Annotated in this window: 13 protein-coding genes and 1 pseudogene; 2 read left to right on the forward strand and 12 right to left on the reverse strand. The window is 40.8% G+C overall.

Features of this window, described 5'->3' with window-relative positions; genetic code table 11:
* Positions 1–9: 9 nt before the first annotated feature.
* The 5 genes from V7D18_RS20600 to V7D18_RS20620 all read right to left on the reverse strand — a co-directional run bounded on the left by V7D18_RS20600 (position 10) and on the right by V7D18_RS20620 (position 5104).
* Positions 10–1398 (reverse strand): 6-phospho-beta-glucosidase, encoded by a 1389-nt coding sequence (locus V7D18_RS20600; RefSeq protein ID WP_426157044.1) that lies wholly within the window; start codon positions 1396–1398, stop codon positions 10–12.
* Between the two features lie 187 nt (positions 1399–1585).
* Positions 1586–2446 carry a MurR/RpiR family transcriptional regulator gene (locus tag V7D18_RS20605; protein WP_426157046.1) on the reverse strand — a complete coding sequence of 287 codons (861 nt, stop codon included), beginning with the start codon at positions 2444–2446 and terminating at the stop codon, positions 1586–1588.
* A gap of 201 nt (positions 2447–2647) precedes the next feature.
* Positions 2648–3562, reverse strand: coding sequence for a non-reducing end alpha-L-arabinofuranosidase family hydrolase (locus V7D18_RS20610; RefSeq protein ID WP_426157048.1), 915 nt, complete (start codon positions 3560–3562; stop codon positions 2648–2650).
* Positions 3563–3710: 148 nt separating this feature from the next.
* Positions 3711–4637, reverse strand: a complete 927-nt coding sequence (locus V7D18_RS20615; RefSeq protein WP_426157050.1) for an acetylxylan esterase — start codon at positions 4635–4637, stop codon at positions 3711–3713.
* The gene (locus V7D18_RS20620) at positions 4634–5104 is read right to left on the reverse strand and encodes a MarR family winged helix-turn-helix transcriptional regulator (RefSeq protein WP_426157052.1); all 471 of its coding nucleotides are present in this window, start codon (positions 5102–5104) and stop codon (positions 4634–4636) included. Before V7D18_RS20620 ends, V7D18_RS20615 begins: the two co-directional genes overlap by 4 nt.
* A gap of 308 nt (positions 5105–5412) precedes the next feature.
* On the opposite strand from V7D18_RS20620, the gene V7D18_RS20625 reads away from it, so the two are divergent.
* On the forward strand, positions 5413–7080 hold the full coding sequence (locus V7D18_RS20625; RefSeq protein ID WP_426157054.1) for a DUF2207 domain-containing protein: 1668 nt from the start codon (positions 5413–5415) through the stop codon (positions 7078–7080).
* A gap of 68 nt (positions 7081–7148) precedes the next feature.
* On the opposite strand, the gene V7D18_RS20630 is transcribed toward V7D18_RS20625, so the two are convergent.
* From V7D18_RS20630 to V7D18_RS20655, 6 genes are all read right to left on the reverse strand, one after another.
* Complete coding sequence (locus V7D18_RS20630) at positions 7149–8000, reverse strand: AraC family transcriptional regulator (protein WP_426157056.1); 852 nt, start codon at positions 7998–8000, stop codon at positions 7149–7151.
* A 66-nt stretch (positions 8001–8066) separates the two neighbouring features.
* Positions 8067–10109: an SPFH domain-containing protein gene (locus tag V7D18_RS20635; protein WP_426157058.1), complete on the reverse strand. Its 2043-nt coding sequence runs from the start codon at positions 10107–10109 to the stop codon at positions 8067–8069.
* 159 nt (positions 10110–10268) lie between these two features.
* Positions 10269–11597 (reverse strand): AraC family transcriptional regulator, encoded by a 1329-nt coding sequence (locus tag V7D18_RS20640; protein WP_426157060.1) that lies wholly within the window; start codon positions 11595–11597, stop codon positions 10269–10271.
* 104 nt (positions 11598–11701) lie between these two features.
* Complete coding sequence (locus tag V7D18_RS20645; RefSeq protein WP_426157062.1) at positions 11702–12577, reverse strand: MerR family transcriptional regulator; 876 nt, start codon at positions 12575–12577, stop codon at positions 11702–11704.
* A 146-nt stretch (positions 12578–12723) separates the two neighbouring features.
* Positions 12724–13173, reverse strand: a complete 450-nt coding sequence (locus tag V7D18_RS20650; protein ID WP_426157064.1) for a MarR family winged helix-turn-helix transcriptional regulator — start codon at positions 13171–13173, stop codon at positions 12724–12726.
* A 1-nt stretch (position 13174) separates the two neighbouring features.
* A complete protein-coding gene (locus tag V7D18_RS20655) occupies positions 13175–13810 on the reverse strand; it encodes an MBL fold metallo-hydrolase (RefSeq protein ID WP_426157066.1) in 636 nt (211 codons plus the stop codon).
* A 175-nt stretch (positions 13811–13985) separates the two neighbouring features.
* Here V7D18_RS20655 and V7D18_RS20660 point away from each other — a divergent pair.
* Positions 13986–14156 (forward strand): annotated as a pseudogene (locus V7D18_RS20660) (DUF1697 domain-containing protein); the annotation flags it as partial.
* Positions 14157–14395: 239 nt separating this feature from the next.
* Here the strand turns inward: V7D18_RS20660 and V7D18_RS20665 are convergent.
* A complete protein-coding gene (locus V7D18_RS20665; protein WP_426157067.1) occupies positions 14396–14737 on the reverse strand; it encodes a hydrogenase maturation nickel metallochaperone HypA in 342 nt (113 codons plus the stop codon).
* Positions 14738–14754 lie beyond the last annotated feature (17 nt).

Genomic DNA, 14754 nt, shown 5'->3' on the forward strand with positions numbered 1-14754 from the left:
TCCTCCTCATTAATATCCGTATTTCATAAGGTTTCTGACTACCGGATCAACAGACTCAATTCCTTTTTCCTTTAATAGTGCAATTGATTCCCGGAATTGTGGAAGGTATTTTTCATGTGCAACTAACAGCTCATCAAGCACTCTCTTTGCCTCTGCTCCGCTCTGAATCAGAGGATTTATGGTGAATGCTTCAAGGGCCAGTCCATAATCTCCAGACAGGGCTGCACAAATTGTACACTCTTCCATTGCCTTCATAATCTGGAGCCAGCCCTTTTCTGCCGGACGCATCTCCCCCCATACAATGGGCTCCGCACCTTTTGCGGAAATCAGGGAAGATACTTCTACAATAGAATCACTGTCCAGACACGGGATCGCTCCCTGGTTTTCCGTACTTACAACCATATGCAGCCTCTTATCATTATAAATTGCACTGATGCACTCACATGCCGCATCGCTGTAATATGCCCCTCCCCGCTTTGACAGCTGTTCCGGCTTTGTTTTAAGTTCCGGTTGTTTGTATATCTCAAATAAATCCGCTTCCACTCTCTTCATCTGCTCTGCCCGGGTTCCTTCGTTTTTAAATTCTTCCAGGCTGTGCTCAAGCATTTCTTTCTGCATATAATAATATCTGTGGTATCCGCAGGGAAGCAGATTCATTGTCTTAAGCAGTTCCATGGGAAACTCAGCCTGATAAATATTTGCAGGGGTACCCCCGTTTCTTTCATTGATATGTCCGATGAGCTCTAACGTCAGCTCTTTTCCCTGTTTGTCAAACACCTTATGCCAGTGGAAATGATTGAGCCCGGCAAACCGGTAATTTAATTCCCCCGCCTCTTTATGAAGCACCGCCGGCTCCGCCATCATGGCTATGGTTGGGACATTGCACAAGCCGATACATCTTTTCCAGCCAAAATGTCTGATTACTGTCTCAGTTATAATACCGCTTGGATTTGTAAAATTAATCAGCCATGCCTCCGGACACAATTCTTTCATATCAGATATAATTTCTTTCATTACCGGAATGGTTCGAAAGGCTTTCATAAGCCCGCCGGCACCATTGGTTTCCTGTCCCAGCATTCCATGGAGCAGAGGAATTCTCTCATCTTTAATCCTCGCATCCAACAGTCCCACCCGGAACTGGGTAGTGACAAAATCGGCATTTACCAATGCCTCTCTTCTGTCCAGAGTGGTATATACCTTTACCTGATAAGGCGTCGCATCCCACATTCTTTGCGCCAGTGCACCAACGATCTCAACTTTCTCACGTCCGTCTTCAATATCCACCAGCCAGATCTCCCTGACCGGCAGTTCTTTATAGCGTTTTATAAATCCCTCCATCAGTTCAGGAGTATAACTGCTTCCTCCTCCAATGGTAACTATTTTTATTGAATGTTCCATCTAAATCCTCCTCATGCCTGTCAATTTGAACAGCTGTTCCTGACAGATTTATCATAAACATTGGATATCAGAAAATCAATCTTCCCAATGCATACAGATACTTTTTTCCAAAACCCCTTCATTTATTGATAGCAGTGCTGAAACTTTCTGAATTCCGGACAAAAAAAATGGATGCTCCGGCACCCATTTAATTGTCTATTTCTCTGTCATCCATAAAAGAAATAGCTTGATGAAGATAATCAATATTTTTATTTCTGTCAATATTATAAATACAGCCAAACAATACATCCAGCATATATTGCATCGCAATATGCGAAGCGAACTGGGATATTCTGTCCCGTAAGTTTTCCCGGTCACTGATATAGAGATGATGCTTTATATACTGGGGATATAAATTACTTCCTGCTTTGCCAATTAAAACCACGGGTATCTTTTTCTTATAAAGCATACGGATAATCGGAAGTATGAAAGTAGCTTTTCCCGAATATGACAATACGAGAGCTGCATGGTCACTGGATGCAGCCAAAACCGTCATTCTCTGCTTATAAAACGATTTTGGACAATTAACCATTCTGCCGATTGTAAGCATCTTATCCAGAAAATTTTCCGCCGGATTTAAATTGTGTGCATGAGTATAAATATCAATTACACTGGCTTTATGAAGCAGTTTGGTTATTTTCTCCAATTCCACCGGATCAATAAAATCATAAGTATCCCTGATTGTTGTTTCATATAGTTTTAGCAGCCGGCTCGCAATCATTTTTTGACTGTCCTGCTTCTTAAAGGGATAATTTACATCAATCACTTCCCCCTCTTTCAGCGTTTCTGCCAAATCCTGTGCCAGCTTAACTTTCAGTTCATTAAACCCTTTCAGCCCGATTTTATTGCAGAATCTGTGAATGGCTGATTTGGAAATGTGTATTTCATCAGACATTTGCTGAATCGATAAATTGATGATGTGCTCCTTATTCTTCATAACATAAAGTGCAACGTCATTTTCAACAGGAGTAAATGTGGAACATAGCTTAATCGCATTATCAATTAACATATAAATCTCCTCCCTCCGAACTTATTTTTATCTTACATCAGTTTGGAGATTTATACAATCATTGGAATGCTGATACTTCTGTTTAAGAGACTCACCTAAAAACCGCCAGGAAGTTTGAACTCCTTGGCGGTTTCAGTCTTTTAAAGGCTTGTACCATTTATAATTCTTCTAATATTGACTGCATACTTATATCCGTTTTTCTTATTTGTAATTTTTTATCACTCCCAGATCCCAGGTAATCTGCTGATAAGGTCCTGATAAGTTGTTTGTTCCCTGAATCAGAAAATCAACCCGGTTTATATCATTGATCTCCATCTTCTGATTATAGCCGGCACGGATGAATTCACCATGAGATACATTGGTCGTCCACCTGTCTGCATTGTATTGTAAATTGCCTCTCCATGCCCACTTCTCAGCCACTCTGTTCCAGGGACCTCCGGCACTGCCTGATTGCCACAATTCATAATACCGACCATCTTTCATATCTTCAATCGCAAGATAGTATTTCCCATCTGCTAAAGACTTATAGACATTTGCGCCTTCAAATGTGTCTGATATGGCTACGGAAGGTGCTCCCCAGCCTGACGGGAAATTAGAAAGCGAAGTCCTTCGTACATATAATTTACCAGAGCCGTCACTTGGGGTATTATACATATAAGCATAGGAATTATCACAAATCACAAAGTAATCCCACCCCATATTTCCGGAGATACCAAAGGATTTTGGTCCTGACCATGATCTTGGGTCAGCTATATTCGTTGTTGTTGCGTATGCTGCACCATGTGTTCCGTCCTGGTATACCAGATACCATAACTTTTTCGGTTCAAAATAAAATACCTGAGGTGCGCAGAAATAGCTTTCCCCAATAGAACTCATATAGGTGCGCGCAGCATTTTTAAGGCCTGAGATCGAGGACGCTGACGTATAAAGCATCTGCCAGCCGCCGCTTTGATTGGCGCCGGTATAAAATACATGATACTTTCCTCCATAATAAACGATGGTAGGATCTTTTGCGCCATAATAATCATAAGGTCTCGCTTGTCCATGAAAAATAACTCTCTCGCCTGCATACCATGTGGGATTAGAAACTGCTGTTGCACTTAATAACTTCTTCATAAAATACTCTCTCCCTTTATATCTATTTGCTGCCCTTTCCCATTTGTATTTCGCCCCGGGCCGCCCGATATAAACTTAAGATTCCGTACTTTACCGCCTCCCTTTATATCTTATGCAGCTGATACAGTAAGTGCTCCCCATTCGGCAATCAGGCATACATATGAAACCATGAGGATAAAAGAGTTACAAATTCTCTTGAATATCTATGCTCTAAATTTTCAAAATAATTATAAGAACAAGTACCAGGTAATAATTCTGATAAAGATTTTACAGCTTCAGCAGGACAAATATTGTCTTTCCCACCTGCAGTCAGTAATACAGGGCAGTTTAATCTTTTAACATGAGAAATTGTATCTACAAATCCCAAAGCCCGCCAGCCACCATCAACTTTATCAATGGAGCAGAGCGGTTCGTAGTTATATGTAATTGCTCCCACACTCCTTGCCAAAGGCAGATTCGTGAGGAAAGGTACATCTGCCGCTACACATTTCACCCCTTTATCCTTAAAAATCGAACCTAACAGCAAGGAACACCCTCCGCCCTGACTTGTACCAAAAAATGAAACCCTGTTTTCTATAACTTCCGGCTGCGCCATCGCCCACTGAATTGCCAATATACAGTTCACAAGCCATTGTTTATATCCTTTTTCGGCACAACTTAGTATCGTGTCAGCTAACACCGGCCACGTATCATCCCGCTGTTTGCTATTATCCGGTCCATTTGGCGTAGCATATCCCAGTGGTGAAATATGCAGAACATTATATCCCTGTGATACAAGTTCTGGATGAGTACTGATTTCTGCACCATATCCAGGTGTATGGATCAACAGCGGTGCCGGTCCGGACATCACTGGCTGCCAGTACCCATAAAACTCATCCATTCCTTCCGGTTTGAATTTAACATATCTGAACTCATTTTTCACATGTCTGATCCCAAAACTGAAAGAAAATCCGTTGTCAGGCAAAATTTCAGCATCACATTTTATTGTGTCAGCCATTTTCCATATAGATTCTACCCAGTCATCCACCTCATTAAGGCTCGGATATTTTTTATATTCTTCAATTTCTAAATTCATTTTTTATCCCTCTCTTTGCCATCCATATTTGTTTTTGCCATAACCTCCTGGAAATTAGCGATTGATTTTAAAAACTGTTCCAGTTCTTCATCACTAAGACCTGAAAATTTTTCACTTACATCTGATTTCAATTTCTCTTTGTGATGAAATGTAAACTCTCTGCCATTTTCAGTCAATCCAATATTAATAATTCTGCGGTCTTTTTTATCAGGATATCGTTCAATAAGTCCATGATCAATTAATTTGTCAACAAGAACCGTCATCCTGGACTTAGAGATGAGCAGTATGTTGCCAACAGTTGAAATCGGAACTTCCCCCATATCTTTTAGTGCATGCAGTATCTGGTAATCCTGATATGAATAATTTGGTTCAGATACCTGATCTCCAAGTAATATAAAATACTTTATAACGACGGGAAATACTTTTAAGAAACTTTCAGAAACTGCATCTAATTTTTGGTCGCGCAAAGAATTACCTCCTTTTAGTTCATTATGCAAATAATATATATTATTAATAGTTCATTTATGTAACTATTATTAATTATAACTATTTTGAAATTGAATGTCAACAGGAAAGCAGGAATATATATATGAATTGCCGGTATTTGAATAAACAGTTTCATTTCGGATATACAATGCTTGCTTAAAAATGGTGATATGTCATAGAAAAATGTGGTATACTCAACTGTAAGCGGAGACTCAGACCGCCTGTTCGTTACTTAACAGCTATGTATAGAAACTTATAAACAGATAATTACAAGACGAGGAGAAGATAAATGAATTTCAAGCAAAAAAAATTGCTGGCATTTTTCATATTGCTGGCAGTACTATTCGCAGTGAATGCAGCTTCTGTATTTGCGGCAGAGGATGCAATACCATCTATTAATCTTGATGTCATGCTTCAGAGTGATGGTTCTGCAGTTATAACCGAAATCTGGGATGTACGCGGTGTATCCAGCGGTACAGAGTATTATAAGGCTTTGAATAACATGGATGGAATGGGCGTACATTCTTTTCTTGTTTCGGACGAATCAGGAAAGCAATACAAAACTCTGGATAGCTGGGATACGAAACGTTCCAGAGAGGAAAAGTCCGGCACCTGCGGAATATTAAAGACCTCCCGCGGTTACGAACTCTGCTGGGGCATAGGAAATTATGGTGACCATCAATATACCATACAATATACGATTGAGGGATTAGTCAAAGATTATGGAGATTACGCCGGATTTTATCATCAGTTCATTTCCGAACTTTCAAGTGCTCCGGGATCAGCCTATCTTAAGATCCGGATGCCTGATACACAATTAACAGCAGACAACGCCCGGATCTGGGGTTATGGTTTTAAAGGTGAAGTGGAAATGAAAAGCGATGGCAGCCTTACTGCCTTTTCATCAGAAGCTTTGGGAAAAAGTGATTATGTGAATGTACTCTGCCGCTTTGACAGAAGCTTATTTCCCGCAGCACCAAAAACAGATATGTCTTTTGAAAAATTGCAGAAATCCGCAGATAACGATAACTCAGATACGGCTATGTATATCATCTTTGCCATTTTAGGGGCGGCTATTGTTATGGCCATCATTCCCATTGCTTTCTTTTATACCCGTTACAAGCTGGCAGACGGAACAGTTATGCGGCTTCCTGCAATGAAACAGATAAACGTCAACTGGTCCATCCCTTTTGACGGCAGCATTCCTGCTGTATATTCCGCCATGAAGCTGCTCCGCAAGGGGATTTCCTTAGAAAATCTTATGGGTGCATATCTCATCCGCTGGCAGGAGAAAGGGTATATTCGCATGGAAAAACGCGAAAATACGAATGGCAGAAAACTTAAGGAAGAAGAATCCATTGTATTTACACAGACTCAGCCACAAGGACCCTCAGTGGAGTATACGCTGTACATGATCTTATTCAGTGAATCCGATGAAAATAACATTCTCTGGACCTCTGACATTGGAAAGCGTTCAGAGGAATTTTATAAGAAGCTTACTGCATGGGAAAGCAGAGTGAAACTGGAAGGGGATAATGAATTAATGGACTTAAATGCTGCTGCGGCAGACTTAAAAAACTCTCTTCGATTCACTGCCTCTGGTTTTGAACAGGCTGTCCGGATACTTGGATTTCAAAAATATCTCAGGGATATGGGAGGAGAAAGTAACGACCAGACATCTCAGGGAGCACTCTGGGGAGATTATCTTGTGTTTGCCACCCTGTTCCAGATTGGAGAGCAGGTTCTTCAAAGTATGAAAGCCCTTGATCCGGAACATTTTGACTCCTTCGCAGGCACATACGGCTGCAATTCCTACAATATGTTCTATTTAATGACCATGACACACCATATTTCCAGCGCTGCGTCTCCGGTTTCCAATACAGATGGAACCGGAGGGGGCGTCAGTTCAGGCGGAGGCGGCGGGTTCTCCGGCGGCGGCGGCGGCGGAAGCAGGTAAGAGGAACTATTTAAAAATGATGCCGCCCGGACCTGCTGGTTTTTGGGCGGCATCATCTAAATTAACACTTATTTTACAGGTAGCCATATCTCAAATTTGAAATCAGCTGCTCCTCTGTTCCCCTGATCTGGGAAGCATTCAATATCCACCGCTTCAGCATACTGATACCCCGATGCAGGCAGCCATTCACTGAAAATACGTTTCCAGGCATCTTCCACTGCTATATTCACCGGTCCTTCAATCTGAAAAACAGCCCATGTTGCTTCACTTATGACAAAGCTGTCCATGCCCTCCGGCGGCTCTTCATCAGTAACGCAGGCAATGGTATAATCCACTTTTTCCTCACTGATCACTTCAATAAAACCGTGAACGCCTTTCGGATCACCACTTGACAGAGCCATTAACTCTTCATAAGTTCCATTTTCAAACACTTCCTTCCAGAATTTGTCCACAGCACCCGGATCATCCTCCGGTGCATGAAAATGCCTTTTTAATCCCGCAATTCGAAATGATTCTTTCTTCTCAATCCTGTAATTCATCTCAGCATCTCCTTTAATAGAAATATGAAAGGTAATACGAGGATAAGCTTTTAAAGGTTTCCCGGTATTGCGTGCCACAGAGGGAATTACTCCATGAACATTTTGAAATGCACGGGAAAAAGAATCCGGGGATTCATAGCCATATTTAACAGCAAGATCAATGACTTTCACATTGCTGTTTAGCAATTCAAATGCAGCTAATGTCATCCGTCTGCGCCGAATGTATTCTGACAAGTGTATGTCAGCAATATACGAAAACATTCGTTGAAAACAGCTGATTGAACAACAAGCCAGCTTTGCCACTGTGGAGTAATCAATTTCTCCATCCAAATTGCTTTCAATATAGTCAAGTGCATGATTCATTCCTTTTAAATAGTCCATCCTGCCTCCTTTCTGCGCTAAGTATAACAGGATTGTATTACACCAACCCGATAAAATGCGTTTGTTTTAGTCGGTTTCCGGCTGCTTTTCCGGTGCATCTTCCCCCTGCTCTGACTTAACGGGCTCATTTGACAGTGGGGCAGCAGACGGCTCAGAAATATGCTGCAGGGATACTCCGAGTTTATCCAGTGTAATGAATTTCAGCAGGGTATCCATGACAGTGCCGCTCCCGCCGGAGCTGCTGCCTGAACCGTTATCTCCACTTCCCATCTGTACAACAGTTTTTGGAACGATATCCACGGTAGCATTTTTGACAGCATCGGCCAGTTTATCCGTGACCTCCTGAATGACACGGAATTCGGCACCTCCATAAGCTTTAACCTGTGCCTCAATGGCTTGTGCCTTTGCCAGACCGACGTTAGATTCTTTGGAAGCCTCCGCTTCACCCTCCAGCTTGATTTTGGATGCATTGGCCTTTGCCAGAGCAATGATCTGGTTGGATTCCTGTTCTGCACGGCTTGCAAGGGCCGCACCATTATTACCCTCAATTTCAATCTGTATTTTGGATTTCGTCAGAAAACTCTGCTGTTCCGCAATCGCCTGGGCTTCACGCAGGGATTTCTCACTTTCCGCTGCAGACTGCTGCTTCTGATAGGTGACCTTTTTTTCTTCGGCAATCTGCCGTTCCCGAAGCTGCATCAGAATGTTCTCGATCTGGGTATCGGTTACCGTCGTTTTAGGCGTACCAATTAAAACTTCCTCCAGCTGAAGATTATATTTTTCAAACTTCTCCTTCATTTCAAGAACAGCCCGTTCACGAATGGCACTTCGTTCCTGTATCAGCTCGATGAGCGTCTTTGTCTGGGCCACATCTTTGAAATATGCGCTGACAAGGGGATCAAGAGACTGGTTTACCAGCATTCCGATATCACCAAAGCGCTGAATGACCCATGGTGCCTGCTTGTAGTCTATATGCATGACTACGGACAGCGGAAGGGAAGGCTCAAACGCATCCTTGGTGATAATATCCACTTCCGTAAGGTTCTCATCATACTTATGATCTCCGGTTTCGGTTTTGTTCCATTTTAAGATAATATTGGTTGTGGGAACAAGTACGACCTTGCCCGCATCGGTATTGAAAGCATATTTTCCTGGCATCAGTGGTTTTTCCAGTACGCCCTTGGAACCAACGCTGACAAGTTCTCCATGTTTATAGTTTTCTCCTGAGGTATCCACGCCCTCACTGCCAAAGAAAGAAACCACAACACCTACAAAACCAATAGGCACAACTGTTTTAGGACGGAACTCAACCGTGGCAAAAAGGCGATTGATGTAATAGGTACCATCCGTCAAAATCTGGATCTGCTTGCCCCGTCTTCCTCCAAGCTCCAGAAATTTCTCCGGATCCTGAAAACTGGCATGTTCTTCACCTACATCCGGGGCGATAATCTCGCCCTGCTGAATAGGGGTACCGTCATGCACCGTAACAATACCCATCATGTCACTGGACTCATTTCCCCCTCTGCCCATGATCACCACAGGAGAGAATCCCTCCCGTTCAGCCAGAGTCTTCTGCATGCTGATCAGTTCGTTGCGCTCCTGCTTTAAGTTGCTGGAAATGGATTTGATGGCGCTGGGGGTGATCACGATGAATTGTGCCAGATTGATAGCGTAGGTACCCTCTCTTAAGATTCCCCTCTGCGGACCGCGCTGTCCGCCATTTTTTAAGAATCCGGAAACATCCTGAAAATTGTTTGCTTCAGGCACGATCCGTCCCAGAGTCTGCACCGGAGAAAGGGGAGCACCGTCACGGGCAAATAAATAGGCGATTTGTCCCTGGGGAATCGTAATAAGCGGGTACTTATGTATTTTATACATCAGCACGGATTTAAAATGGATACCGCCCCGCAAAAGTCCGGGCGCATACCCCGCTTCGCCATTCAGGGCGATAATGGAATCCTTAAGTGACCCCTTAAGACTCCACCATTTTTCTACTACAGCCACCTCATTTGAGTTGATGACTCTTAATCCAAGTATCTTGAAGATAAACAGGTAAAGCAATACAATTATTCCTATAGAAAATCCCGCCATCGTCAGCCATTCTTCCATAAATAATCCCTCCGATCTATTATTTTTGATACGATACGTTCCTTCATAAATGCCTTGGGGAACTAAGCTTATATTAACATATAAATCTCTGATCTTAAAGATTACTTTTGTTAATTTTAAAGACTCTGCCTTATTATGACAGAGTCTTTAGAGATTAATCTAAGCAAGAGGAAAAAATATTTTAATTCCCTTTCCAGGACATTCCCAATTATCTAAATTCCATTCTTCTACCCACTGATGTTTTCCACTTTTTATCTTGTTGGAGGCTACATACTGATTTACTTTCTGCCAGCTTGGCATAAGGTGACTGAGGCTTGTGTCATAGGTAAGATATTTTCCGCCTTCAAATACCTTTTCCTTAATCAAATCATCCTGAAATACAAAATCCTTATCAAGCGTAATCATAATCTCAAACCAGAATTTTTTTACTTTGGTGAATCCATGATTGTACAGATACATTTTGCATTTACCGCAATCAAGTCTGTTCTTCTTTGCCCAGGTCAGCATTACATGAAAGACATTATGGGCCGTCTGCTCGGAATCATTTCCATATTCCCGGTAATATGCCACACGAACTGGCTGCAGTATCACTTTGCCATATTCGGTCTGGCTTCTTTTCACTACGGGCATATAGAGATTGATCCTGATGTTTTCCTGGTTGGCAAAATCCCGGTTAAGAAAGCCGCTTTCGACCTCATGTTCTTCCAGGCACTGATGCGCACCCATTTCATACCGGCTGATATCCAGCCAGGATATAAATCTCTGCCACGCCTTTACAATATCGCCGACTGTTGTTTCTGTCACAGCATAAAGACCGCCTTCAAAATGTTTTTTTACTATCCCGTCTCCCATCACTTCAAAATCATCCGGAATAGTTACAACAACCTCATATCCATATGTGCCATCATCTTTTGCTGAGTTTGGAATGTCATATCCATACACACGGTAATCCGGCATAATGTCTCCGATATTGTTTTTATCAAACCATGCTTTCAGACCCATAAAGGCATCATTTTCCGGCGTTTTGCTCTCTGCCCGAAACGCTGCTCCATAAAAGGAATCGGTTTCCTTCAGCACTTTTATATCTGGATATTTCTCTGACAGTTCCAGGTCCTGATCCTCAAAATATTTATCCATAATGTCAACCCTCTCAAAAATGTATTGTCTTTCCTGCTTTCTGAAAATACTTGGAAGAAATCCTGTTGCTTTTTTGAATGCACGCGAGAAGGAATCGGCACTGGTGAAGCCATATTTCACAGCTGTATCAAGGATGCTGCAGTCATTGGATAAAAGATCCTGTGCCGCCAGATGAATCCGCCTTAATCGTATGTATTCTTTCACATTACAACCGACAATGGCGAAAAACAGCCTGTAATAATTGGATAATGACATAAATGCACGATCAGCAGCTTTATTTAAATCAATCTCTTCATACATTTGAGTTTCAATATAATTAATGGATTCTTGCATACATTCATAATAATTCATACTTTCACGTCCTTTCGTCTTAAGACAATGACAGTATATCATATCATTTTAAAAGAAGTCCGACTTTTTTTCCAATCATATTGTATCATTACATTACAGGTTATTCACTCCCCACTATAGACTTTGAGAGCTTCCCCTATAAATTTTGTTGCTCCTTTGCCGTACTTTTTATCATGAACTTTTGTGAACGCGGGGTTTGTTAAATATAAGTCTGCCATCAGTCCCCAGTAATTTTCTCCCATGTCCAACCCGACAATTTCATTTTGCTCTCTTGCCATATCATCCATTTCTTTCACGATCTCCTGGATATGGGGTGAAGAAGGATTTGTACTTAAATCTGATGTTAAGCGTTCCATTAATTCATCCATTTGAGCCATATAAACATCTATATTCTTTTTTAATGTCTGAAATCCTTCCATCACGTCCGGCAGATGATCCAGGTTATTTTTCATGGCTTCTGTGTATCTTTCAATACTGCCAAACTGCTTTATTGCCATTTTTGCGCCTTCAAGCTCTTTGGATTTCATTGTTTCAATGATTTTATTGAATTCCTCCACGCTGCCATAATATTTGACCACTTCACTCTCATGTTCCTGCTTAAATGTATCCAGCATATTAAAATACTCACTCATATCAAATTCTTTAAAACTCATTGTCTCGTCACCTTTCAATTTTTTCTCAATAAGCTCAATCAGTTCGTTCAGTCTGTCTCTTTTCAGCACCAGTAGATCTTTTTGCTTACCAAGAGCCTGTTTTTTGTCGTAATGTGAACTTTTCAAAATTTCTTTCATCTCTTTTAACGGAATATCCAATTCTTTGAAAAAAAGTATCTGCTGCAGAATTTCAAGAGAATCATCTCCGTATAGCCGATAACCAGCATCTGTTGTCTTACTGGGTTTCAGTAAACCGATTTTGTCGTAATAATGCAGCATCCGGATACTGATACCCGTTAGATCTGAGACCTGTTTAATTGTTTTCATACCAATTCTTCACCTCCTGTACTTCTGGTTCTATATTACACTATGACATGATGTCAGGGTCAATATTTCTTATAAATTTTTTATGAGTATAAAACAAGAAGGACTTAACAGGGATGGTTTCCAGTTAAGGCCTTCTTGTTTTTATATTAAATTATACCCGAATCAATCCGCACCTCTATTTCTTCAAGCAGTTTTACGACTTCTTCGTATCCCCTGTCATCCAGTTTATCTAACAGATCATGCCATTTTTTATTTTTTTCCATATGATATTTATGATGTACTTCAAAACAAATTTGTCCTTTATCTGTTAATGTCAGTTCTATTTTCGCTTCTGATTCTTCAGAAACCTTTTTTGTCACCAGCCCTTTACCAACCAGTCTGCGAATCATCTGAGAAACTGCCCCATCGGTCACACCTTTTTTTTGTGCTAGTTTCTTTACTCCAATTCCCGGTTCTTCACCGATTGAAGCAATCATATGGATTTCGGTCCGTGTTAATGACACATCCACTCCGTAATTCTGCTTAATATCTTCTTTCTGGTTATACTTGTGAATCAGCCGCTCCACCTGCTCTAATATCATTTCATAATCACGCATATTATTTTACCCATATACGGTTTTCAGCCGCATTCCCATGTCCGAAATAAATAATTAACCTGCCCATATCTGAAATTCTTTTTGCACTCTTTTGCATTTGTTCCCGATCTTCATACAATAACGATACCCCTGGAGTAAAAAAATTCATCAGTGCATCTCCTGCCAGTAGATATTGGTCTCCAAGCTTTATTCCAATGGATCCCTGTGTATGACCAGGCAGTTCAATCACCTCTCCATCAATTCCATAGTTCAGGAGTCTGTCTCCCTCCTTTAAAATTACGTCTGGCACAAACGTCTGTATTTTTGCGTATTTTGCACTCACAACTGAGAAAAATTTTACTATATTGCCAGGAAATCCATTTGATTTCATTTCACGGCACAGATTATTATGTATCAAAACAATATCCTTTTCATGCATGGCAATGGGAACCTGCAGTTGGTTTGCAAGATATGCTGCATTTTGAATGTGATCGATATGGCCATGGGTAAGGACTATAAGTTTTACGTTTTTTCCTTTGCATGCATTTAATATTTTCCGCTCATTTCCTTTTAAACCTGTATCTACAAGGATTGATGAATCGGCTTCCGAAACAAGATAACAATTAGAGCCTGCTTTAATTTGTACAATATGATACATTTTAATTTTTGCCCCTTTCTATTTAATTGCTAAATTCTTTAGTATATAAAATGTTTAGCATCTATTTTACCACCATGAGATTGATTATGTCAAACCTTTTACGACATTAGTATTTAATAATATAATCGTGATAACAAATTTTTTTTTAATCAGAAAGCCGTGAAAGGATACGCATATGAAAAAATATATAGCATTGTTACGTGGCATTAATGTCGGAGGCAAAAATAAAATATCAATGGCGGAGTTAAAAAAGACCTTTGAAGATAGTGGATATCAGAATGTTATTACCTATATCAATAGCGGAAATGTCATTTTCTCCAGTCAAAATGAAGATAAAGCAGAGATCACACTTCTGGTCTGCACCAATTAAAACATTTTCTAAAACGAGATGGTCAAAAATAGTAGGTAATTCTGCTTATAATAGTGTCACAATAAGAAATGCAAATACTGCTAAAAAGCTATTGCAGCTTTCGGGAATGTAAAAAACAGACATTTCCCAAATGAATTACCTTGACAGGTACATGTTCATATTAGAAAACGTCTGTTTTTTATTTGTGAATTCTGTTTCATTGTCAGAAGAACTTTCTAGCAGCACACGATTTCCTTAATTATCATGTCATCGCCCTCTAAAATTTCCATTTCTCTGCTGCCGCAGTCAGGACAGCTTAAATCACTGTAAACGGCATTAAATACCCTGCCGCACCCTTTGCATTTAACAATACCCGGAATGACAATAAGCTCCAGCTCTGTTTTTTCCATGAAGGTCTTATAGGAGGCGGCCGGCCAGCTCTGCTCCAGGTATCTGGGAACAATGCCGGAAAGCTCGCCAACCTCGATGACAAGCTTGCTGACTTCTGTTATGTTCTGCTCTTTTACGATACGCTCAATGGTATGAACCATAGAGTTTAGTACACCAAGCTCATGCATTGTTACCTCTCCTCTTC

The sequence above is a fragment of the Lacrimispora sp. 38-1 genome (assembly GCF_049890855.1).
Lineage (GTDB): Bacteria > Bacillota > Clostridia > Lachnospirales > Lachnospiraceae > Lacrimispora.